The organism is Streptomyces sp. W16 (genome assembly GCF_033194735.1).
Taxonomy (GTDB): Bacteria; Actinomycetota; Actinomycetes; order Streptomycetales; family Streptomycetaceae; genus Streptomyces.
In genome coordinates this window covers 55,704-78,336 of the sequence record NZ_JAWOAI010000001.1, presented here as the reverse complement: position 1 = coordinate 78,336, position 22,633 = coordinate 55,704, and the positions used below count along the sequence as shown (strand labels likewise).

Genomic DNA, 22,633 nt, shown 5'->3' with positions numbered 1-22,633 from the left:
AGCACCTCATCCAGACCATCCGGCAGGGCATGAGAAAGATCCAGTACCGCCCCCACCTCATCGACGGATGCCTCGCTGGAACCGGACTATCTCTCACCCCAACGACTTCATGAGTTCAAGCTCAGTAGGCGAGTTCTTGGGCCGGTATCTCGTCGTCGGTGAGTCCGAAGCTTCGAAGTCGCTCGGCTCCGACCGAATCACCGGATCGCTCCAGGATGCCAACAAGGTGGTCGTGGGCATATTCGCCGCATCCGTGGTTCAACGCAGTTACGCATAGGGCTTGACTTCGTGCAGGTTCGCCTTCCTGTTCAAGTCTCAGGGCGTAGTTGACGAGAGTGTGGTGGTCGCCGTAGGTGGTGGCTTCCACTGCTAGGGTGCTGGCGCCTTCATGATCTCCAGCTTCATGCCGCAATTTCGTCAGGTCGGAGAGCCCGATGGTGTAGCCGTCGGCAGCGGCTGCTCTTGCGGCGGCCTCAGCAGCCGCGCGGTCACCAGTTTTCTCCAACTTGCACACTCTGTCAGTGATCTCACGGCCCTTTGGCCTCCATCCATCACCACTCAGCCATTCGTCCAACCGCTTTATGGAAAGCTCTACCAGTTCCTCGTTCCCGAGGCTCGTCCAGTAGGAGACCCACTCTTCGAGCGCGTACGTTTCACCATGGTGAGCGGCAAGGATGATGTTCGACTCAGGACTGCTGAGTCTGGATCTCCAATCCAGACTCCCCAGAAGACAAACTGACTGTTCGTCACCTTGCTTGGCTGCGCTGCGATACAGCTCTCTAGCACGCTGCAAGTCGTCTCGGTTCTCGTGGAGACGCCCAAGCCGGCGAAGCGCAACGGGATGATCGTGTTCGGCCGCCGCGCGGAAGAGCTCCTCGGCCGCCACTATGTCGCCGGCCTGTTCTTTGATAGTGGCTTCGGCCACGAGGGCATCGATACTGCCGAGGCGGGCCGCCGCACGGTACAGCTTCACGGCGTGCTGAAGGCGGCAGCGCATGCGGGCCTGGTCGCCGATGATCGTCAGGACGGCCGGATCGGTGAGGGTGGCCGCCACTGCCTCCCAGAACGCCGGCGGAGGGACGATCCCAGCTCGTTCAATCCGGCCAGTCTGTTCGAGATAGTCCGATAGACGATAGTGAATCCCCTTCCAGCCTGGGGTGCTGCCGGGCTGCGGCCGCACAGGCCCCAGGGGGCCGGGGAGGCCGTGGCAGGGCGCGGAGGTGAAGGACAGGGCCTGGTCGAACCAGTCGGCGCTGGTCTGGTTCCAGGTGAGGTCGTCCAGATATCCGGCGGTGGTGTGGACGAGCAGATCATGGGGAAGGTCGTGGGGATGGCCGAGCCTGCGCGCGTCCATGGCGGCCTGGATGAGTGCGGCGGCCACGGGCGGGGCGTGGCGAAATAGCCTGATCAGCTCCGGAACGCCAGCAAGGTATTGGGTGACCTGTCCTGCGGAGTGGCTGGCCGCCTGCTGAAGCCGAGAGTCCCCCACTGCTTTGGTGCGGAGCAGGTCGAGGTCGATGTTGGTAAAAGCTGCAGGCACTCGGATCTCGTTGCCTGCCAGCAGATACCGTGCATGGGCGTGTGGATCGGGACTTGGCGGAGGGGAGGGGAGGGCGGTCAGCTCGGCCCAATAGCGGGGCCAGATGGTCCCCAGAATGAGGAAAGGGCCCCTGTCCTGATCGGCCAGTAGAGTGCGAAGGGCCGCTGCGACCCATTCACCGACGGCAGTGCCGGGGGTGAGCAGGAATCGTTCAGACTCGTTCAGCCACAGCACGGTACGCGGTGCTAGGACCGGGAGTTCGCTGAGCATAGTCTCCGGATTCGGATCGACGGGGTGCCAGACCCGCCAGCCACTCGCCTCTCTCAAGGGGGCGAGTGCCTCCCAGCAAGCGCGGGTCTTACCCGTGGAGGATCCGCCGACCAGCAGCGCAATGCCGCTCCTCCCCTCGATCGCTGCGGCCGCCACGACGTCCGCGAGATGCTGATCATGGGCGCGCGGTACATACGTCGGCAGCACATCCGCCTTGTGACCGGGCGGCGAGTCGATGGCACGCCGCACCTCCAAGGCAAACGGGTCCAGACCGGAGGACAGCAGCCGTCCCGGCCCGGCCCTCGGTTCGGGCTGGGTCGTGGAGGAGGAGGAATTCGAAGCCGCCGCGCCTGGATTCTCCGGATCTGGCTGCTCAACTTCCAGCAGATGGGTGCGAAGAGCGACGTAGGCGGAATGCTCGCGCGTCTTGGCCTGGATGATGCTGAAGTGATCTCCGGGCAGCATGAAGACCTTGGGAAAGTTCCCCTGAGCAGAGGCACGAACGACGACTTTGTCCTCCTCTCCCCCGAAGACCCAGAACGGGATGGGGCACGAGGACGTTCCCACCCCCTTCGCATAGACGATCTGGTCAAGGACCGTTCGCTGAGCGTCCCTCACTTCAGCGTTCAGTGGTCCCAGTGCGCGCACTTGCGGATTCTTCGACCACCACGCGCTGCGAAGCGGCATCGCGAAGTCGGAGCCGCTGTTGGGGCAAGCGAACAGGACGACGCCTCGGATCTTGGCGAGTTGCTGCCCTTGCCCGCTCTGGATCATCCGCGCGAGGTAGCGCTGAACGATCAGTCCGCCTTGGCTGTGGGCAACCAGGAACAGGCGGTCGTGCCCGGCCGCGTCGTACTGCAAGAACGTCTTCAGCCGGTCTGCGAGGTCGTTGTAGTCGGGAGTACGACGGTCGGGTCTGATACGGAACTTGGGTGTTGCGTACCCAAACCGTCTCACCGCGACCTGAGCCAGCTCCTCATCGGATTCGAGAAGCCCGGCGAGCGGGTCCCATGTCTCCTCGGACGAAAAGAGCCCATGGATGAACACCACTCCGAGGTTGGTGGCGCCTACGCCCACTGTGCCTCCATGACTTCCTCACAACGTCTCGTGCGTTGCTGATTGTTGCGCACCGGTGAGGCCGCTCGGCGCGGTGGAAGACGCAGTCGTTCAATCGTTAGCTCGCCCCGGCGATCAGGTGCCGTCGGGCAGCAAGTAGCGGGCCAGACCGGCGGGGAGAGCCGGCCTGGCCCGCTTGGCGGGAGTTCGAGCTGGTGCTGTCTACCCGTTGCTGCGCCAGGAGCGCAGTCGGTCGGCGATGTCATAGACACTGAGCCGCAGTGCGCGGATATCTGTGATCAGATCACGCCACGGCTCGAAGGAGTCGTCGACACCCTCCCCGCAGGCGCGGATGTACGCCACCGCCACGCCGTACCCGAAGTACGCGTTGCGGGCGGGCAGCGGGCGCAGCAAGACCAGCTGCTCGAGCAGGGCGGCAGCCCGCCAATAAACGTCGGGATCACCCGTATCCAGCTGCGGTGTGTTCACCCTGTGCCGAGCTACGGCGGCTACCAGGCCCGAATAGTCCCGAACCCCGAGTTCCTTGCCGAGCAGTTCCTCCTGTCGGTCAAGGAGCCAGCGGATGTCGATGTGCAGTTCCAAGGGTCAGGCCGCCCGCCCCGCGGTGCTTCGCCGAGCCGGGGCGTCGTCGGGGAAGGCCTCGTCGAACGCCTCGGCCAGGCCGGGTCGGGCGATGATGTCGCGAAACACGGCCGTCGCCTTACTGAGGGCGATCTGGTTCTCTTCGTCTTTGGCCAAGTCGGCCAGGTAGGCGCGCACGCTCTGTCCGCGAGCTGCGGCGACCGCAGCAAAGCGGTCCCTGGTTTCCGAGTCGACCTTCATGGTGGTGTCAGCCATACCCCGAGTATGCACCCGCGGGTACCTTTTCGAATACCTATCAGGGGACTACGGCCCTCGTCGGTCAGTGCCCTTCTTCGAGCCTCTCGGGCGTCAGGTCGCCCCGCACGCGTCGAACACCCGGACGGTGCCGATACCGGCCAAACTCCAACCGCTCGTGATCAACCTCGATCTCCACCACGACCTCCGGCTTGACCGGCCAGAAGCGCACCGGAGCCGCCCCGGGCAGCCCTCCCACCGTGCCCGGCAGCTCACGCAGTTCTTCGCCGGCCGCATGCAGGAGCGGTGCCACGGCCAGGCGCACCGGCTGCGTGAGCGGCAGACTCACACCAACCGCCCGCATCCGGCCTCCCGCTGGCCGGCCCAACACGAGAGCCTGCGCCGCCGGCGTCGTTCCGGTCACCCCGATGACTACAGCCTCGGTGGTGTGGCGCTCACGCCACTTCACCCAGCCGGAGGCAAGGCCGGCGGCGTACAGCCCGTCGGTCCGCTTGCCTACGAGACCCTCCACGCCCGCGAGCGCCCCGACCCATTGGAGGGCTTGCCCCTGGTCCTGGGTGGTCGGCACAGCGCGCAAGGTTGCCGGGCCGTCTTCCAACAGATGCAGTAGTTCGATACGGCGCTCGGCATACGGGCGGGGCCGCCAGTCGGTGTCGCCGACAACAAGAACGTCGAAGACGGCGACGTGGACGGTGAAATCGGCGCCACGTCGGGGCCCGCGGCGGCCGGCCCGGCTCTGCAACCGGTCGAAGGCCACGCCGGAGCCGTCGTCGAGGACGGCGACGAGCTCACTGTCGAGGACCGCGTCCGGTGACACCGCCGCCGGCGTCGACCGGCACGACCGGGATCAACAGTGAGCGTTTGCCGGCGACCGGCGGCGGCCAGAAGGGACGCCAGTTCGTCCTCGGGCAGGAACGCATCATCGGCCCGCAGGGCGGCTGCGTCGGCCTGGAACAGACCGTCACCGTGGCGTTGCCTCCATGCCCGCCGTGCACCACCAGGGAGCTGGTATGAGCGTTGAGGTGCGAGTCGATCCAGGCCGGATCGCGCGGCGGCCGCGTCGAGCGGAAGCTGCGAGAGCGCACGGCGAGGGTGGCGCGGATCGCCGAGGCAGAGGCGCCCGGGTCGATGGGCCGGTACATCAGCTGGGACATCGTGGAGGGGCCAAGCGGCCTGGAAGGCGTCATCATCTGCGACCATCCCGCGGTCCGCTACGCCCTGGACGGCACCCGGCCGCACCTGATCCGACCGCGACGGCGCAATGGCGTGCTCCGGTTCATGGTCGACGGGCAGGTGGTGTACTCCGCGTACGCCAGACATCCCGGCAGCCGGCCGAACAACTTCCTGGCGAGGGCCCTGCGCCTGGGGCGCTGAGAAAGAGGGACGATGGCCGATGTGCACCCGCGCCCCTCTTCACAGCGCCGTTGACGCCACTCAGCAGTTCTTCACCCAGTGGACCCAGTACCAGGGCGCGTCGTCGTCCCAGCTGAGGGCACCTCCGTCGTGCCAGCGCGAGACGCCACTGTCGTCCAGGAAGTTGGCAACGGTACCCGTGGTTTGGTTGTTGATCCACGACCCGTCAGCCGTCCACGGGATCCTGTAGCGGGCGCAGCTGTACATGGGGATCGACGAGCCCGTGAAGTTGATGCCGCTGTAGGCGCAGAAGTATCCGTAGTCGACAGGCGAGGCGCAGGGGTCAGCCAGCGCCCCCTTGGTCATGTCGCGGGGGTGAGCTTCGCCAGGGACAGCCACGAACATCAGGTTCTTGCCGCCCAGGTCGATCACGTTGGCGGCCACCTGCTTCCCGCCTGTCTGGGTGAGATACCGGTCCACTTCGTTCTGGAGTGCCGAAGTCTGAGAGGCGGTGAGTCCCGCCTGCTTGGCCTGGGAGGCGTAGGGACTGGTGGCGCCTTCAGCACCGGCTGATGCGACGCCGGCGCTGAAGGTCAGCGCCAGAGTGGCCACGGCAACCGCGAACATCGCCCTGACCTTCGTCAATCTGCTTCGCACGAGTACCCCTTATCTGGTGCGTACCAAGGATCGCTGCTCGGCTGGGATTGCTGGACGCCTCAACTTAGGTGTCGCCGAATGGCGGGCGCCAAGGATTCGAACACCGTCGAAACGTGTTTGATGGTGCAGCGACAACGAGGGGCGCGGTGTACGACGTCTCCCACCACGAGGCCTACCGGAGATGTCCTCGGCCTCGTGCTCCTCAACGAGCCGGTGGAAGATCCGCGTGACCGTGTGCCGCTGCTTCCGCGGCGCATCCAGGTCCGCCCGCAGCATCTGGTCGATCACGAACTTGTACGGATCGAAAGCAGTAGCGCGAGGCGGGCCCTCTCTGTCAGCCTTGGGTGAGACGCCCCGCTTTGTCGGGTTAGCCTGGGAGGGCACGACAGGAGCCCCCTCCCTCATGACCAGCAAGAATACCTCCGGTATAGACCCTGCGCCGAGGCCGAAGCGCCGCACCTTCAGCCCCGAGTACAAGCTGCGGATCGTGGACGAGTACGACGCCGCACCCAGGAACGAGAAGGGTGCGGTGCTGCGCCGTGAGCGGCTGTACCACTCGCATGTGAAGGAGTGGCGGGCCGCGCGGGATGCCGGCGCGCTGGAGAAACTGGTCGACCGGCGCACGAGCCCGGCCCGCCCGAAGAAGTCCGGCCTGGCAACGGAGAACGAGAAACTGCGCCGCCAGGTCGAGCGGCTCCAGAAGCAATTGGCCCGCAACAAGGTCGCCTTGGAGGTCCTGGGAAAAGTACCCATGACGGCGCTGCGCGCCGCCACCGTGTCGGGATGAGAACCCGGGGCGCGTAACGGCTTCTGGTCGGTGGGTGGTTGGCTTCCCTGCGCCGCTTGAGTGCTCCGCTCGCTTGGACCCAGAACCACCGCTACGCCAGCCTGGCGCAGCTCGTCTCGGGCATCTCCTTGACCAGCGAGCTGCGCTCACCGAGCAGCTCCTGACGCCTGGCCGGCACCCGCCTCCTCTGGGCGGCTTCGCAGCGGACTACTGGTAGACCGTGGTGATCGGTGTGGAGACGCTCGCGCCACTGCCGGGGGTGGAGTAGGAGATGGTCCACAGCGCTGCCGTCTTATCCGGGCGCACACCCGCAAGCAGCCCTAACTCCCCCGCCTGTCGGCGCGCCGCATGCCAGCAGAGGGGATGTCCCTGGTCGGCGCCGTCGGCCGGTGGCTCCGGCTGTTGCGCAGGCGCGGCCGCAGGTCACCCACGGCCCGAGCGTCTTCCGCCTCTGTCGGCTACTCCCCTCTTCCTGGGATAGCCAGCGAGAACAGCACGGGTCTTGGAAGCGCCGAGCGAGGCAGCCACGCATCGACGATCAAACTCGCCCTCCCGTTCTTTCCTGAGGCAAGGCCGACGGCATGGTGGCCGCGGATGGTGACCAGCAGCGTGTGTTCGTGGGTGCGCAGATCAGTGCTGTACACCTCGACGGCTGTTCCGCCAGAGGCCCGGCCAGCGGAGAGCACCGTGTGGGCGTCCCAGGGCAGAAGGGCAGAGGGTTCGCTGAGCGGCGCGGCCCGCTGCCAGTCCTGCTCGGGAAAGACCATCACCTGCTGGATGTCGAGGACCCCGCCGCGGCTCCGCCGGCGAGGTAGAGCCGGTCGTCGGACAGCAGTGCCACATTGTCGATCTTGCCCACGAAATCGATGATGTGCTCTCGCTGTTCGACGACCCGGTGGGCGAGGCGCGTGAGCGTGTGACGGCCTCCATAGCCGGGCGGTCCGGTGGTCGCGAACACCCAAAGTTCCCCGGAGGGATTGGCCAGGAGGCGTGCCGCGTTGGGAAACGGCCCTGCCACGGGTCTGATCCTGCTGCCCCTGGAGGTGACGACGGCCGCCTGGCACAGCACCGTCGTGCCCATCGCGGTCCGGAGCGCCGAGTCCCGGCTGCGTGGAAGATCGAGCACGCAACGCGTCTCGCCCGTCGCCGGGTCCAGCCGAAGGACTCCGTCGCCAGTGGTAAGCAGCAGCATGTCGCCATGAGCGGTCACGCCAGTGAGGGCAATGCCGGGCGGGGCGGCCGACACCGCAGAAGCGCTGACACCCGCCGCCTGGTAGACGACATCTGGCGCCGACTCTGGCGGGGACCAGTTGTCGGTATCGGTCGACGGCGTGGACAGGAGTTCGTCGAGTGGCGGGTAGGAGCCGCCGCGGCGGTTCGCCCAGGACAGAATCCGGCTCACAAGCTCCGGGGCCGTGAGCAGTCCTGTCACAAGGGCCTCGACATGACTCCGGTCAAGCAGGACGACGCCCGTGAAGAACTTGGCCTTCCCCAGCGCGTGCTCGGTGTAGCCGTTCATCGCGACAAAGAAGCCGATCGTGCCCGGCAGTCGCACCTTCAGGCGACCGCGGAGTTTCTCCACAGCGTCGTCGTTGACCTTCTCTCCGAGCCACTTGGCTTCGAGGACGAAGTGCCGCTGTTCACAGGAGAAAGCGACGTCGATCTCGTCGCGTCCGTCCAGACCCCGTTGATCCGCGTGCGCTTCGAGGCCACCTTCCTGAAGCAGCGATGCCAGGAAGCCGTTGAATGCTTTGCCCCGCTTGACCGGCTCATCATCCATCGCGTCGAGATCCCGGTAGCGCGAGAAAAGCGTCTGCTCCTTATCCCGCAGGTTCGATGCCGACACGTGCTGCCGAATGTCGTTGAACCGAAAACCCATCACCGAACGTCCTCGCCACTCGTCGCGTCTGAGGGCTGGCCTCCGACCAGACCGCTCGATGCTGCCATGCCCCGCATTCTGCTCGTCGCCGACGGGTGTTGGACGGCAGATGCCTCAAGCCGATCCATCCAAGGTGACGTTGGCCCTACCTCGGGACGGTCTGCCGTGGCTCCGCTCGGACGTTCGAAGGCGGCTTGCGGTGGCCTGACGTGTGCGCCTCTCGCCCGGTAAAGGCAGGGCCACACGAGACAGACCTGTTTCCAGGAAGGCGCACCACGACGGCCCATCGGTCCCGCTGGTCGGGTGTGAGGGCGTCAACATGCTCAGTCCACCGAGCCCGACGTCCAACCAGCCGTCGAAGCCCCGCCGACCGGGCCGGCAAAGGGGTTTGTGGAGGCCTGGCGTGACGCCAGGCCTCCCGCCCCCGTCCCGGCGGGGCCCCCGCGTGTGCGGCCCGATGCAGGCGGGGAGGATGGCGCCATGAGTGAGAAGCGTCCCTGGAAGCGGACCGAGTTCACCGAGGCGCCGACCTAAGGCTTCGACTTCGCGGACGCCGCCGATGATGAGGTGCGGTCCTACTGCCTGCGGCGCTCACGCGCCTTCCTCGCTCGGGCAGAGGCGACCAATTCGGTGATCAGCAGCGACCGACAGCTCAGGATCGCCTCCGAGTACGCGGTGATCGCACAGGCCTTCCGGGTAAATCCGGAAGAGTAGCTGCGAGGTGCCTCCCTGCTTGGGTTCGAACAGCTGCTCCGGCTTCGGTCGAGGGTCTGACGGACGTAGTAGAGGTTGTCGGGGTCTTCCAGCCACACGACATGTCTTCGTTGGGCACTCGCGGCTGCCCCTCGGCAGACGATGATCAGCGGTGGCGCGGGGTGTTCAGGGCTGCTGGTCGTACGCCGGTTTCCTGGCTGATGCAGCAGGCAGTGGCCTGCCCCGCTGGTGGTGCTACCTGAGTTCAACGGAGTACGAGCTGCCGTCGAAGGTCCATCCGTCAGTGCCTTCACCGATGTCCGCCACGATGACGTCGTCGATGAGGTGGTCCTCGAAGCCGGTGTCGGTGAGCTCGCCGGCCATCCAGAGTTCCTCGATTGCGTCCCAGTCGCCCCGGCTCCCGTCGATCCGCAGGGGCGCGGCGGCGCGTGTTCCGCGTTCGCGGCGGTCGGTTCCGGTGGTGACGTAGCCGCTGATCTCCCACTGGCCGTCCTTGACGTGGTCGGGGATCGGGTCGGCGGGGAGGATCGCGACGTTCTCGTAGGCGGTGTGGATGAGGTCGCGGTAGCCGCGGCGGACGTTGCACTCGGGATCGGACAGCCAGTTGAGGAGCGTTTTGGCGGTGACGTCGAGGCCGGCTTCGTCCAGGGCGTGGTAGCCGCGGTGGGTTGCGGTGAGCTGGGAGAGCTGGGCGTGCCAGTGCTTGGCGGTGTAGGACGACAGTCGGTGGCGGGGTGTGACCTGGGCGCGCAGGAGGTCGCCCAGGGCGGCGCCGAGGGATCCTCCGTGGCCGGTGGGCCCGGCCATCAGTCGTCACCCTCGGGGATCAGCTCGCCCGCCTGGATGAACTTGGCCTTGACCTCGCCGAAGCCGGCTCCGATCCGGTAGGTGGTGGGCGGTGTGTCCTCGGGTGTCCAGAAGACGGCCGCATCCACGTTGCGTAGCGCGATGAGGGTGTGCCCGGCCTGGACCGCCTTGAAGGCCGCCATCCAGTGACGGACGGATGCCTCCGCGACCATGCTCATGCGCCAGTCCGGCCTCCAGAACGGGGACCGTTGTTCCTGCCGCTTGGGCCACAGCAGACGCAGCGCGATCGACAGCCGTGTCTTGTACGCCCTGTACGGCTCACCGCCAGCCTCGACGAGCTCGGTACGCGCCTTCCGGGTGGCCTCGTAGAACGGCTTGAACAGCGACTCGTTGGCCTTCCCCGTCCACGAGTTGTGGATGGCCGGCATGGCGGCGAGGTGCTCTTCGCGGACGAGCCTCGCAAGCTGCTTGATGTGCGGGGTGGTGACCCACACGCGGCCCTGTTCGTCGGGCCGGTCGATGATCCGCCCCAGGGGATGTGGCATGTCGGTACGCGGCCACTGAGGGATGTCGATGAGGTAGATGCCGGCGCTGGCCTTGTCGAACGCCTCAAGGGGCCCGGTGTGCAGCAGCTTGTTCGGGGCCAGAGGAACAGCGGAACAGGCGGACGGATATGAGCCGTTGCGGTCGATCAGGCACATCACCCCTCCGCCGAAGGAGTCGGGCACGTCGAGATGGTCTCGTCGGACCCGCTTCCCGTTCTCCCGGTTGAAGGGCACGCGCGTGCTGGTGACGTCGGGGTGGACCCAGCGGGGCTCGCCGTCCATATGCTCGCTGATCAGCGGCCACGGACCACTCTCCCGTGCCTCGGCGCGGATGACCGGGATCGGGTGCATCTTCGAGCGGCCGACCGCGTCCTTGAGCATCTTCAACGCGGGGAAGACCGCGGTCTCGGGCTCGTCCTCCTCATCCCCCGGCTGAAGTTCCACTTCCCTTTCTGTGTCGTCTTCGGCGTCCGGGACGTGCCCGCTGCTGCCCGCGGTGGGCTGAACGGCGACATCGGACTGCGCGCTGGCGTCGGCGGGCGCGGTGGTGTTGTAGGCGTTCAGTGCGGCGGCGAGGCGACGTCCCTCGGCGGTGTCCGGCAGTTGGGGCGGCGCCGCAGCGATCTCGGCGAATGACGGCCCGAGTTCGTCAAGGGCCTCACGGTTGCCGTTCGTGAGTGCGGTGCGCAGCGCGGCCAGGACATGGGTGACGGCCGCCGGCACCCCCTGCCGGGCACCGGACGTGTACGGAAGCGCCGCCTCGGCCAACTCTCGTTCCACGGCACTGCCCAGAGGCCGCGCGGGTTCTTCACCGGTCCTACGGGCGGCGGGGGCGCTGGCGTCGAGGAAGCGGGCGTGCAGCAGGTCGGGGCTCAGATACGCCGAGCCGATCGTGCCGAAGTCGCGCTCGGCGACCGTCACCTGGACCTTGGCAGGGTCCTGGGTCGGCGTGAGCGTCAACGTGACGTCGGCGTCCAGGAGACCCAGGAGGGTGGGGTCGTCGCTGTCGACGATGGCAAGGACCGGCACCTGCAGGCTGCGCGCGAGGGAGGCCAGGACCTGGGAAGCATCCGGGAGACGGTCACCCGACAGCGGCAGGCGAACGCTGCGGGCGGCTTGGAGGCGGTCCACGACCACGAGGGCCAGGCCCTCCATGTGCGGGGCGGTGTCCGCGATGTCCGCGGCGGTCAGGTCACTGCCGTCGTCGATCATCAGCAGGTCGCCCGCCTGGACCAACTGGTGGGCGACCTCCTGCTCGTGCTCGGTGAGACGCCCTTGCTTCAGGCGCGGGTAGTCACCCCCGCTCTCCGCGGAGACGATCCGGCGGAAGATGTCGTCGCGGTTGGGTCCCGACGCCGCGTACAGGACCGTGCGACGGTCCACGAGGGCGGTCCGCCGTGCGGCCGCGAGTCCCAGGAGGCTTCCGCCGACGTTCGGGGCAGCCGCCACGAGGGTAAACCGGCCCGGCTGCAGACCGCCCGTTGCGGCGTCCAGACCGGATAGTCCGAACGTGGGGCCTCCGGTGGGGCCGGAGGTGAGGACGGACACGGCGTCGCCGAGCGTGGCGAGCCTGCGCGGCGTAGTGCCGTGGTCCTGGTCTGCTTGGTTGTTCACCGCACCTCCTGCGGTCGCCGCGCCGGGGTGCGCGGCCGTGTCGGTCGAGAGGGCACTTGAGGCCGGTTCGGCGGGGAGTAGTACCGCGACCGGTGTGCTGTTGCGCCGGAGCACCTGCGGCTGGCCCTGAGCCGCCAGCGTGATGAGATCACCGAAGTCCCTCTGTGCCGCGCTCAGTACGTGGGACGGGAACGCGCCAGGCTGCCGGGCTGCCGGAAACCGGGCTAGCGGTACCAGCAGGGCGTGATCATCCCGCTTGTGGATCAGCGTCGAGACCCCGTCCCTCTCGGCATGCTTCACCAGGGTGAAGAGCTCCGTGCGGGCCTCGGTCGCGGTCATCGCGGTCTCGGCCGATAGCTTCTGACTCACTCACCCTCCCAGGATGCTGAACTAACTGCCATGTTATCAAAATCCACTAAGCAATTTTGAAATAGCCACACGGCTAGGCTTGGTATTCACTCACTTTTGAGATCTGCTAGCGGAAGTTGACCGGGCGAAGCGTCGCGCAGAAGGCCGTGGAGCGCCTGATCGTCGAGGGCCTCCTCGAAGGCCGCACCGGCTCAGGGACCTATGCGGCCCAGCCGCGCCAGCGGCGCCGGATGATCCGATCCCGCCACCGCGAGCGCCGCGGCGGCTCGCCCTTCCGCGCCGACATGTTCGAGATCGGCCGTACCGGAACCTGGGAGTCGTCCTCCGAGGCCCGCACCCCCGCCCCGGAAGACATCGCCCGCAGGCTGGGCATCGCGCCCGGCGACCCAACGGTGCGCACCCGCTACGAGTTCCTCGCCGACGGCCAGCCCGCGCAGCTCTCCGTCAGCTGGGAGCCCATGGCCATCACCGGCGGGACGCCGATCCTGCTCCCGGAGATGGGGCCGCTCGCGGGCAAGGGCGTGGTCGAGCGGATGCGCTCGATCGGCGTCGACATCGCGACCTGGGTGGAAGTGCCCCGGCCAGCCCGCGCCACCCCGGAACAGGCCGCGCTGCTGGGGATCCGGCCCCGGGGATCAATCGAACCGTGGTTGGCGCTGAGATTGATCATGGCCGTTTAGCACAGCTCCGGGATGCGCCGTCGGCTTTCTCTGGAAGCCCGGTGGGCCCGGATGACGGGTGGCTACCGTCCGCCGGGTGCCGGTGGAATTTCTGACTGATGAGCAAGCGGCGGCGTACGGACGGTTTGTGGAGGAGCCGACGCGGCCGGAGTTGGAGCGGTTCTTCTTCCTGGACGACGTGGACCGGGACCTGATCGCGCTGCGCCGTACGACGGCGCACCAGCTGGGTTTCGCGGTGCAGATGTGCACCGTGCGGTACGTCGGCCGGTTCCTGGTGGACGACCCGCTGGACGTGCCGTGGCCGGTCATCGAGCACTTGGCCGCGCAGTTGCAGATCGAGGACGCGTCGGCGGTAAAGCGGTACACGGAGCGGGCGAAGACGGCGTACGAGCAAGCGTGGGAGATCCGGGACGCCTACGGCTACCACCCGTTCGAGGGCGCGGAGTGGGGCCGCAAGTTCCGCGCGTTCCTGCAACGGACGGGCGTGGACGGGCGCCGAGGGGCCGGTGGCTCTGTTCAACCAGGCGGTGGGCTGGCTGCGGCGCCACCGGGTGCTGCTGCCGGGCGTGAGTGTGCTGGCCAAGCAGGTCGCTTCCGTGCGGCAGGTCGCGGAGAAACGGCTGTACGCGACGGTGGCGGGCGCTGCGCGACGGGCGGACGCGTCGCTGTCGGCCGATCTGGTGGCGCTGCTCGGGGTGCCGGAGGGGCGGCGCATCTCGGAGTTGGAGCGGCTGCGCCGGCCGCCGACGCGGACGACGGGCGCGAGTCTGGCGAAGGCGTTGGAGCGGGTGGATGAGATTTCGGCGTTCCGGCTGGGCCGCGTGAAGCTGGACAAGGTGCCGCCGAACCGGCTGGCGACGCTGGCGCGGGTCGGCCTGGGGTCGAAGGCGCCGATCCTGGAGCGCACGCCGGAGCCGAAGCGCACGGCGCTGCTGACGTCGGTGGTGCGGCACCTGGAGGCGTCCGCGATCGACGACGCGCTGGATCTGTTCTCGGTGCTGATGCAGGTGAAGCTGATCAGCGCCGCGCGGCGGGCGACGGACCGGGACTGGCTCGCGGCCCGGCCTCGCATGGCGAGGTCGGCGCGGATGCTCGACGGGGTGTTCCGGCTGTGGAGCGAGCAGTTGGACCTGCTCACCGAGAGCGGCGCCGACCTGGACGCGGGCGCGATGTGGCGGGCGCTGGAGACGGAGATCGGGCCGCGCGAGGAGGTGATGGCCGCCTCGGCGCTGCTGGGAGAGCTGATCGGGCCCGCGGACGAGGAGGCCGAGGCGGAGATGCGACGCCTGCTGGCCACCCGCTACAACACCGTTCGCCCCTTCCTGTCGCTGCTCGGGGAGTCGCCCGCGCTGGGGGCGGCCTCCGGCGGCAAGCGGATCTTGGAGGCGGTGAAGCGGATTCCGGCACTGGCGAGGCGGAAGGTGAAGGCCAAGCCGCTGCTGCCGCGTGAGATCGACGCCAAGCTGGTGCCGGCGGCGTGGAAGAAGGCGGTGTACTCCAACCCGGACCTGCCCGAGGGCGCGGTGGACCGTGACGCGTACGCGGTGTGCGTGCTGGAGCAGTTGTTCCGCGCGCTGAACCGGCGCGACGTGTTCGCCTCGCCGTCGAACCGGTGGGCGGATCCGCGGGCGCGGCTGCTGGACGGCAAGCAGTGGGAAGCCGTCTGCGAGGACGTACTGCACGGCCTGAGTCTGGACGAGCCGGTGGCCGAGCACCTGGCCGGGCGGGTGCGGGCCCTGGACGCGGCCTGGCATCTGATGGCCGAACGGCTGGAGGAGGCCGGGCAGGACGCGAAGCTCAGCTTCGAGGTCCAGCCCAACGGCCGGTTGAAGCTGAACGTCGACCGGCTCGGCGCGCTCGGCGAGAGCGAGTCCCTGAAGTGGCTGCGCAAGACCACCGCGAAGATGCTCCCGAAGATCGACCTGCCGGACCTGCTGTTCGAGGTCGACTCCTGGACCGGATTCCTGGACGCATTCGTGCACCTCGGGGACGGCCGTACCCGGATGGAGAACCTGAAGACATCCCTGGTCGCGCTGCTGGTGAGCGAGGCGTGCAACATCGGCTACACCCCCGTCATCGACGCCGACGACGAGGCACTCACCCGGGCCCGGCTGGTCCATGTCGATCAGTACTACCTGCGTGCCGACACCATCTTCTCTGAACTAAGCGGGACGGTCTCCTTCGGGCAGCACGAAGTCCAGCGCGGGGGAAGCGGGCGCGGGCCAGAAGTCGTCAGGGCACCAGGCCGACCGAAACGGCTGCTCCCATCCAGTCGCCATGTCGGGGGTGACCAGGCCGAGGATCTTGCCCGGGTGTCGGAGTCGGTAGTAATGCTTGAAGACCCTTCCGACTGTGTTGAGTGCTTGGTCCAGGTCCGTCCAGGCCAGGGTGATCTTCTCGTCGGTGATCTCCCGATGGGCGACGATCTTGTTGGTGTAGTAGCGGGTGGCCCGTGCTGCTGCGTGGAGAGCCTCGATGTGGATCTCGATTGGATCTTGGTCCAGGCAACCCGTGTCCGGGGTGAGGGCGAACATGTCGAAGCCGCGTATCTGAATCGTTTTGTATTCGGCTGCGATCTCCGGGTCAGCGAGGATGCTTGCCTCGTAGCGGGCCCGGTTGGCCATGTGCGGAACCTCCGTGAGCCGACGGAGACAGCGGGCGAGACTCGACGTCCTGCTGTCGGTGTCGCACTCGCGGCGGATCCCCGTGCACTGGGTGGTCACGTAGTTCCTTATGAACCAGTTCGTGACGATGGTGTTGAGCTGCAGGTTCGGACCACCCGCCACCCACATGTCCTGGATCGAGTTCCAGACGTGGCGGTTGTGAAAGAGCGTCTTGATGTCTCGTTCCGCAGCGTCAAAGTTGGCGCACCACTTCTGCCACCGGATGTCATCTTTCCTCATGTGCAGAGGCTAGGTGGAGAGTCCGCTGATACGCCCGGCAACCTTTGGGAAGGATGGCAACCCGAGATCGACTGCAGTGGATCTTCGGTCCTGCTCGGCGTCGAGCTGGGCGAGCTTGTCCTCGGCGGCGGCGAGGCTGACGCTGAGCCCGTCGACTTCGCCGAGCCAGCCTCCGCGTTCGGCTTCGGCGATGCGCGCGATGAGGTTGACCCGGATCTCGTCGAGGGTGGCCAGGCGCGTCTTCCAAGCCTCGGCGACCTCGGGCGCCAGGGCGAGGGAGTCGATCCCGGGGTGGTGTCGCTCCAGGTCGGCCCAGAAGTTGGATGCGAGGACCCGGGACAGCCCCTGGAGCGAGTTGTAGTCCATCGAGGGTTGGCGCTCGGTCAGGTAGTCGACGATGATGTCGCGAACCGGGCGGCAGCGCAGCTGGTAGCGGTCGACCAGGTCGCCGATGCTGACCTGTCCGGTGAAGGTCTCCAGTCGGCTGAGCGAGGCCGGGACGTCGGGCGGGAACTGTCCGGCCGCTCGCAGCCAGGCGTAGGCCAGCATCGTGGCGTGGTTCCAGTGCTTGCTGGCGGCTGACCGGATCTCCATAAGATCGCCGGCGGTGCAGTCCTGAACGGTGCCGCCCTTGGTGGCCAGCACCGCGCAGATGACCACCCGGGCGGTGCCGCCCGAACGGGAAGTCCACTGGTCGGGCGGGACGGCGGCTTCGAGCCGGGCGAAGCCGTCCCGGTCGCGGCCGGCGGACATCGAGAGCATGAAGTGCCGGGAGCGGCGGACCGTGAGCCAGGCCGGGTGCATGCGGATCACGTCCGCGCAGATCAGTGCGAGCATCCCGGCCTTCAGCTCGGGCTCGCGGACGGGCCGCAGGCCGCGGGCGTCAGCCCACAGGATCACCTCTTCGCACCAGGTCTGCGGCTCCGCGAGGCCAGGGCTGGCTTTCCAGCGGGACTGCCAGCTGTTGCCCGGGAAACCCTGGAGCCACTCCAGCAGGCGGCGGGCCCCGCGGAGCCGTGCGGCGAGGGCGCTCTGGGACGCGGGCCGCAGCGGCGGCCGGGCCAGCCGGTCCAGGTCCTCATCCGGCTCGGCGGAGGAGGCTGGCCAGACGTCGGGGACCGGTCGCGGCGGGAACTTCTCGCGCAGCGCATCCGCAGCGTTGCCTGTGAGGAGGCTGGTGGGCGGTGCCGGGCGCGGAACAGCCGGCGCGGTGGTGGACGGGGTCATGCGGGTGGGCCTCCGAACAGGGTGTTCAGCGAGTCCGGGTTGTAGCCGGGGGCGAGCGGAGCGGGCTGGGGTTCCGCGCGGCGCCGTGCCTGGCGTGCGTGGTGGGCGAGCGCGCTCTCGATCACCTCGTCGGCGCTGGGGGTGGTGTAGATCTGCGTGGTCGTCAACCGGGCGTGAGCGAGGACCCACTGCACGTGGGTCAGCGGCATCTTGGGGTCCTCGGCCATCCGGAAAGCAGCCGTGTGCCGCAGGTCATGGAGGGTCCAGTTGGAGCCCAGCAGCTGGTTGGCTCGGTTGAACATCTGTCGGACGGCCGGGTAGTTCAGCGGGCGCCAGGGGCGCCGCAGCGTCCACCACAGCGGCTCGTCGCGGCCGTGCGGCGCCCCCTTGGCCCAGATCTCGTGCTGGTAGATCCGCAGCCAGACGAATGAGTCGGTGGAGGCCGGCAGCAGCTGAACATCGCCGGTGCCCTTGCGCGTCACCGAGATCAGCTGTTGCCCCGGCAGGGCGTCACGCTCCACCGAGTCGAGCAGCTCGTCCGCCCGGGCGCCGGTGGAGACCCAGGACGCCAGCAGGGCCCGGTCGCGGTTCGAGCGTAGGCCAGCGAAGATCTCGTTGAACTTGTCGTCCGGGATCCGCTTCGGGATCCGCTTGGGGACCTTGGGGCGGTAGCGGCCGGTGCGGGTGGGCGCGAAGGCGTCCATCGGGTTGTGGTGCTCGTGAGCTCGGCTGCCCCGGCGTGAGCGGTCCAGAGGGAACGGGTTGACCAGCACGGTGTCCGTGCCGCGGTCGAGGTGGAAGTCGTAGAAGCCGCGCAGGACCGTCTCGCTGTGCGCACGGGTGCTGGCCGCGTACTTCCGCCCGGGTGTCGGCTTGCCGGTCACCGGATTCGGTGTGCCCGGCGCCGACCGTGGTGCGGGCAGCCGCTCGGGTTCCCGACCCGCCTGCCGGTGGCGCCAATGCACCCGCACCGGCTTGTCGGCCAGCTGCATCCACCGGGCGAAGTCCCTTCCCTCCTCTCGGCTCGCGCGGTCCCAGGCAATGCCCAGAGACCATAGGAACCGCCACCACCGCAGCAGGTCCATCCCGTACGACCGCAGCGTCGAAGCGGGGTTCCCAGACGCCTGAAGCTCGGCGAAGTACACCTTTACCGCCCACACGGCCGCGCCGCCAGCGTCGAGCAGCCGGTACGGCTCCCACGCATCACCGGTCTCGACCAAGCCTCCGACTTCGGGCAGCACGAGCCCCTTCAGATCCCTGCCGGGACCCTCCGCGTCCATCATGCCAGGAAGCTAGCAGACAAGCCTCTGACCTGCGAAAACACCGCTTCTAGTTCAGTCAACATGTCGCCGCGGCGAACGCGAAGCTGATCGAAGCCCAGGGGCGGGTGCCGATCGTGGAGCACTGGGGCGAGGGCCTGCTCGCATCCGTCGACGGACTGCGGTTCGTCGTGCCCAAGCGGACCATCAACGCCGGGCCGTCGCCGAAGTACTACCACTTCAAACGGGGCATCACCTGGCTCAACGCCGTAAACGACCAGGTAGCGGGCATCGGGCAGATGGTGGTGCCCGGCACCCCGCGCGACTCCCTGCACATCCTGGACACCCTGCTGAACCTCGACGCCGGGGTGAAGCCGGACATGGTGGCGACCGACAACGCCTCTTACTCCGACATGGTGTTCGGCCTGTTCTCCCTGCTCGGCTACAACTTCTCGCCCCGCTTCCGCGACCTGGCCGACCAGAGGTTCTGGCGGGCGGAGCTGCCCGGGGTGGAGACGGGTGGATACGGGCCGTTGGAGCCGCTGGCCTGCAACAAGGTGAATCTGAACAAGGTGATCACGCACTGGCCGGACATGCTCCGGGTGGTCGGCTCCCTGGTCACCGGGCAGGTCCGCGCGTACGACCTGCTGCGGATGTTCGGCCGCGAGGGACGTCCCACCCCGCTGGGCACCGCGTTCGCCGAGTACGGGCGGATCGCCAAGACCCTGCACCTGCTCCGGGTGGTCGACCCGGTCGACGACACCTACCGGCGGCAGATAAACCGGCAGCTCACCGTGCAGGAGTCCCGCCACAAGCTCGCCCGGGACATCTGCCACGGCAAACGCGGGCAGATCATGCAGGCGTACAAGACGGGCCAGGAGGACCAGCTCAGCGCGCTCGGTCTCGTGCTGAATGCCGCCGTACTGTGGACGACCCGCTATCTCGACGCCGCAGTCGAGGAGTTGCGGACCCTGCCCGCCGAGGAGCGCGAGCACGATGTCCTGGACGAAGACGTCGCCCGCGTCTCCCCGCTCAAGCACGCCAACCTCAACGTGCTCGGCCGTTACAGCTTCAGCGCCTCCGCCCCGGTCGACGGCGGCCTGCGCCCGCTGCGCGACCCGGGGGCCGACGGTCTCGACGACGACGAACGGGCAGACGCCTGACGGCCGTTGCGCGTTCTGCCCTCGATATCGAAGTGTGCCGAGGCGTTCCGGTGAAATGCCCGGCTCGGTACGCTTTACCGGCATGGGGGCTGTCTGCCTCCCCAGGGGGAATGTCATGTTGGATCAGGCGTTGGTTGTTCTGGCTTCGGCGTTCGGGGCGGCGGTGGCTTCGGCGGCCGGCACCGAGGTGTGGGCGGGATTCCAGGACCGGGCGGCCCGGATCTTCGGCCGCCGGGACGCGCGGGAAACCCAGGTGGTCCTGGAGCGACTGGACCGGTCGGCCCTCGAACTGGACCGTGCCGACCCCCGTGGCGCCGACCAGGTCCGTACCCGGCTGGGGGCATCCTGGCAGGCCCGGTGCGAGGACCTGCTGGAGAGTCTGGGCGAGGCGGACCGCGAGGAAGCCGCCGGGCAACTGCGCGAACTGGTGGCCCGGCAGGCTGCCAGCCAAGTCACGGCCGGGGACGACGGCATCGCCATCGGCGGCAACGCCGACATCAAGGCCGACCGCGGGTCGGCGGCCGCCCTGCGCATGGGCGACGTGACCCTCCAAAACCCTCCGATGCCGGGTCCGGAGCAGCGCTGACCGCACCCGGCGCCAGCCAGGCCCCGCATATCTCTGCGCAGACATCGCTCTACGCGCAGTCCGGCGCCCTGGTGGTCGGCCGCGCCGATTCGGTGACGCACCATGCCGCGCCGCGGGCCCCGCTCTCCTGGCCGCGACTGGTCGGCGTGGTCCCGCGGCAGGCGGACTGTTTTCAGCACCGCGATGCCGTCGATGCCTTGGAGCGAGCGGTGGCCGGGGGTGAGACGGCGGTGCTGTGCCAAGTGCTGTCCGGGACCGGTGGGGTCGGCAAGACTCAGCTCGCCGCCCACCACGCCCGCACCGCGTGGCAGGCCGGGGCGGTGGATCTGCTGGTGTGGGTCACCGCGACCAGCCGGGACGCAGTGCTGAGCGCCTACGCCGAGGCCGCTGTCACGGTGACCCACCCCGACAACCCCCAAGGGGCCGGTCTCGACGACCCTGAGCGGGCCGCCGTCCGCTTCCTGGCCTGGGCCCAGTCCACCGACCGGCGATGGCTGATCGTGCTCGACGACATGAGTGACCCCGCGCACCTGAACGGCACGGACGGGCGGGGTGACCTGTGGCCGCCCGCGCGCCCAAACGGCCGCACGGTGGTCACCACCCGCCGCCGCGACGCCGCCCTACCCGGCCACCTCATCGACGTCGGCCTGTTCACCAAGGGCGAGGCCGTCGACTACCTGCGGGCCAAACTCGCCGCCCAAGGCCGCCACGACGACCCCGGGCAGGTCGAAGAGCTCGCCCGCGACCTGGGCCATCTGCCGCTGGCCCTGGCCCAGGCCGTCACCTACCTCCTCGACCTCCACCTGGACTGCGCCACCTACCGCGTACGGCTGGCCGACCGCGCCCGTACGCTGCCCGACCTGGTCCCCGAGGACAGCGGCCTGCCCGACGCCCACCGCGCCACGGTGGCCGCCACCTGGTCTCTGTCCATCGAACACGCCGACCGGCTCCGCCCGACGGGCCTGGCCCGCCCCCTGCTGCATCTGGCGGCCCTGCTCGACCCCAACGGCATCCCCACCACCGTCCTGACCTCGCCTCCCGCCCTCGCCTACCTCACCGAACACCGCACCCCTGACGGCGGCACCGATCCCGACGTACTCCCGCGCGCGGTCGGAGTGGACGATGCGGCCGACGCGCTGCGCTGCCTCCACCGGCTCAGCCTGGCCGACCACACCCCCAACACCCCTCACCAGGAGGTACGCGTCCACAACCTCGTCCAACGTGCCACCCGCGAAGCCCTGAACCCCGCCGCACGTGACATGGCGGCCCGTACCTGCGCCGACGCCCTGTACGAGGCCTGGCCCGAGGTGGAACGCGACACCGCCCTCGGTCAGGCTCTGCGCGCCAACACCGCCGCCCTGACCGCCCACGCCGCTGACGCCCTGTGGCAACCCGACGGCCACCCGGTTCTCTTCCACACCGGAAACAGCCTCGGCCGCACCGGACTCGTCACCGCCGCGCGCACCTATTTCCAGGACCTGCACACCACCGCCCGCCAGAACCTGGGCCCCGACCACCCCGACACCCTGGCCACCCGGGCCAACCTCGCCTACTGGCGGGGGGAGGCGGGGGACGCGGCCGGGGCCGCCACCGCATTCGCCGAGCTACTGGCCGACTCCCTGCGGGTGCTGGGCCCCGACCACCCCGACACCCTGACCACCCGCCACGACCTCGCCTACTGGCAGGGGGAGGCGGGGGACGCGGCCGGGGCCGCCACCGCATTCGCCGAGCTACTGGCCGACTCCCTGCGGGTGCTGGGCCCCGACCACCCCGACACCCTGGCCATACGGTCCCACCTCGCACGATGGCGAGGCCGGGCGGGAGACGCTGCTGGCGCCGCAGCTGGCCTCGCCGAACTTCTACCCGACCAGTTGCGCATCCTCGGCCCCGACCACCCCGACACCTTCACAACCCGGGGCTACCTCGCGTTCTGGCGCGGCCGGGTGGGAGACGCTGCTGGCGCCGCAGCTGGCCTCGCCGAACTTCTGCCCGACCAATTGCGGGTGCTGGGCGAGGATCACCCCAGCACTCTCATCACCCGAGGTAACCTCGCCCAGTGGCGGGGCCGGGCGGGGGACGCTGCTGGCGCCGCAGCCGACCTCGCCGAGCTACTGGAACGCAAAGAACGGGTGCTGGGTCCCGATCATCCCCACACTCACGCCACCCGGCAGATGCTCGCCTTCTGGCGGGACCGGGCGGGAGAGGACGATAGGGCGTCGGGTAACGATCGTTTGACGACAGGCGGCCGACGCGTCCAATGACCCGTGCAATCCGGGGGGTCCGCGGCGGCTCGAATCCAATCAGATCCGATGGTGATTGCTGACAGGGTTTGACGACAGATAGGGTCCGATCCTCCGCACGGAAAG

General features: G+C 68.5%; 15 protein-coding genes and 3 pseudogenes. 8 read left to right on the top strand and 10 right to left on the bottom strand.

Features of this window, described 5'->3' with window-relative positions; translation table 11 throughout:
• Positions 1-121 precede the first annotated feature (121 nt).
• From R6V09_RS00320 to R6V09_RS00305, 4 genes are all read right to left on the bottom strand, one after another.
• Positions 122-2,887, bottom strand: a complete 2,766-nt coding sequence (locus tag R6V09_RS00320) for an alpha/beta fold hydrolase (RefSeq protein ID WP_317879253.1) — start codon at positions 2,885-2,887, stop codon at positions 122-124.
• A gap of 201 nt (positions 2,888-3,088) precedes the next feature.
• On the bottom strand, positions 3,089-3,469 hold the full coding sequence (locus R6V09_RS00315; protein ID WP_317879252.1) for a toxin Doc: 381 nt from the start codon (positions 3,467-3,469) through the stop codon (positions 3,089-3,091).
• Between the two features lie 3 nt (positions 3,470-3,472).
• A complete protein-coding gene (locus tag R6V09_RS00310) occupies positions 3,473-3,724 on the bottom strand; it encodes an antitoxin MazE7 (protein ID WP_317879251.1) in 252 nt (83 codons plus the stop codon).
• Positions 3,725-3,788: 64 nt separating this feature from the next.
• Positions 3,789-4,541, bottom strand: coding sequence for an ATP-dependent DNA ligase (locus R6V09_RS00305; protein ID WP_317879250.1), 753 nt, complete (start codon positions 4,539-4,541; stop codon positions 3,789-3,791).
• Between R6V09_RS00305 and R6V09_RS00300 the strand changes: the two genes are divergently transcribed.
• Both R6V09_RS00300 and R6V09_RS00295 read left to right on the top strand, forming a co-directional pair.
• Positions 4,535-4,738, top strand: a complete 204-nt coding sequence (locus R6V09_RS00300; protein WP_317879249.1) for a hypothetical protein — start codon at positions 4,535-4,537, stop codon at positions 4,736-4,738. The genes R6V09_RS00305 and R6V09_RS00300 overlap by 7 nt on opposite strands.
• A 3-nt stretch (positions 4,739-4,741) precedes the next feature.
• Positions 4,742-5,098, top strand: a complete 357-nt coding sequence (locus R6V09_RS00295; protein ID WP_317879248.1) for a hypothetical protein — start codon at positions 4,742-4,744, stop codon at positions 5,096-5,098.
• 60 nt (positions 5,099-5,158) lie between these two features.
• Here R6V09_RS00295 and R6V09_RS00290 read toward each other — a convergent pair whose 3' ends face one another.
• Positions 5,159-5,734 (bottom strand): hypothetical protein, encoded by a 576-nt coding sequence (locus R6V09_RS00290; protein WP_317879247.1) that lies wholly within the window; start codon positions 5,732-5,734, stop codon positions 5,159-5,161.
• Positions 5,735-6,137: 403 nt separating this feature from the next.
• Here R6V09_RS00290 and R6V09_RS00285 point away from each other — a divergent pair, with 403 nt between their 5' ends.
• Positions 6,138-6,521 carry a hypothetical protein gene (locus R6V09_RS00285; RefSeq protein ID WP_317879246.1) on the top strand — a complete coding sequence of 128 codons (384 nt, stop codon included), beginning with the start codon at positions 6,138-6,140 and terminating at the stop codon, positions 6,519-6,521.
• A gap of 458 nt (positions 6,522-6,979) precedes the next feature.
• Here the strand turns inward: R6V09_RS00285 and R6V09_RS00280 are convergent, their stop codons facing one another.
• From R6V09_RS00280 to R6V09_RS00265, 4 genes are all read right to left on the bottom strand, one after another.
• A complete protein-coding gene (locus R6V09_RS00280) occupies positions 6,980-7,288 on the bottom strand; it encodes a hypothetical protein (protein ID WP_317879245.1) in 309 nt (102 codons plus the stop codon).
• Positions 7,288-8,400, bottom strand: coding sequence for a restriction endonuclease (locus R6V09_RS00275; protein WP_317879244.1), 1,113 nt, complete (start codon positions 8,398-8,400; stop codon positions 7,288-7,290). The genes R6V09_RS00280 and R6V09_RS00275 overlap by 1 nt, the downstream gene beginning before the upstream one ends.
• A 948-nt stretch (positions 8,401-9,348) precedes the next feature.
• Positions 9,349-9,921: a hypothetical protein gene (locus tag R6V09_RS00270; protein ID WP_317879243.1), complete on the bottom strand. Its 573-nt coding sequence runs from the start codon at positions 9,919-9,921 to the stop codon at positions 9,349-9,351.
• On the bottom strand, positions 9,921-12,449 hold the full coding sequence (locus tag R6V09_RS00265) for a type II toxin-antitoxin system prevent-host-death family antitoxin (protein WP_317879242.1): 2,529 nt from the start codon (positions 12,447-12,449) through the stop codon (positions 9,921-9,923). The genes R6V09_RS00270 and R6V09_RS00265 overlap by 1 nt, the downstream gene beginning before the upstream one ends.
• A gap of 122 nt (positions 12,450-12,571) precedes the next feature.
• Between R6V09_RS00265 and R6V09_RS00260 the strand changes: the two are divergent.
• Positions 12,572-13,072: pseudogene (locus R6V09_RS00260) on the top strand (UTRA domain-containing protein); the annotation flags it as partial.
• 133 nt (positions 13,073-13,205) lie between these two features.
• Positions 13,206-15,282, top strand: a pseudogene (locus R6V09_RS54500) (DUF4158 domain-containing protein); the annotation flags it as partial.
• A 1,973-nt stretch (positions 15,283-17,255) separates the two neighbouring features.
• On the opposite strand, the gene R6V09_RS00245 reads toward R6V09_RS54500, so the two are convergent.
• Positions 17,256-18,542, bottom strand: coding sequence for a tyrosine-type recombinase/integrase (locus R6V09_RS00245; protein WP_317879240.1), 1,287 nt, complete (start codon positions 18,540-18,542; stop codon positions 17,256-17,258).
• Between the two features lie 65 nt (positions 18,543-18,607).
• Here R6V09_RS00245 and R6V09_RS00240 point away from each other — a divergent pair.
• The 3 genes and pseudogenes from R6V09_RS00240 to R6V09_RS00230 form a co-directional block, all read left to right on the top strand.
• Positions 18,608-19,681, top strand: a pseudogene (locus R6V09_RS00240) (transposase); the annotation flags it as partial.
• A gap of 115 nt (positions 19,682-19,796) precedes the next feature.
• Positions 19,797-20,267, top strand: a complete 471-nt coding sequence (locus tag R6V09_RS00235; RefSeq protein ID WP_317879239.1) for a hypothetical protein — start codon at positions 19,797-19,799, stop codon at positions 20,265-20,267.
• Between the two features lie 209 nt (positions 20,268-20,476).
• Positions 20,477-22,528, top strand: coding sequence for a tetratricopeptide repeat protein (locus tag R6V09_RS00230; protein ID WP_317879238.1), 2,052 nt, complete (start codon positions 20,477-20,479; stop codon positions 22,526-22,528).
• The last annotated feature ends 105 nt before the right edge of the window (positions 22,529-22,633 follow it).

What these genes read in the sequence shown, in the direction of transcription:
- R6V09_RS00285 (WP_317879246.1), top strand. Translation starts at nt 6,138, where the DNA reads ATGACCAGCAAGAATACCTCCGGTATAGACCCTGCGCCGAGGCCGAAG.
- R6V09_RS00245 (WP_317879240.1), bottom strand. Translation starts at nt 18,542, where the DNA reads ATGATGGACGCGGAGGGTCCCGGCAGGGATCTGAAGGGGCTCGTGCTG.
- R6V09_RS00270 (WP_317879243.1), bottom strand. Translation starts at nt 9,921, where the DNA reads ATGGCCGGGCCCACCGGCCACGGAGGATCCCTCGGCGCCGCCCTGGGC.
- R6V09_RS00310 (WP_317879251.1), bottom strand. Translation starts at nt 3,724, where the DNA reads ATGGCTGACACCACCATGAAGGTCGACTCGGAAACCAGGGACCGCTTT.
- R6V09_RS00280 (WP_317879245.1), bottom strand. Translation starts at nt 7,288, where the DNA reads ATGGTCTTTCCCGAGCAGGACTGGCAGCGGGCCGCGCCGCTCAGCGAA.
- R6V09_RS00235 (WP_317879239.1), top strand. Translation starts at nt 19,797, where the DNA reads ATGTTGGATCAGGCGTTGGTTGTTCTGGCTTCGGCGTTCGGGGCGGCG.
- R6V09_RS00275 (WP_317879244.1), bottom strand. Translation starts at nt 8,400, where the DNA reads ATGGGTTTTCGGTTCAACGACATTCGGCAGCACGTGTCGGCATCGAAC.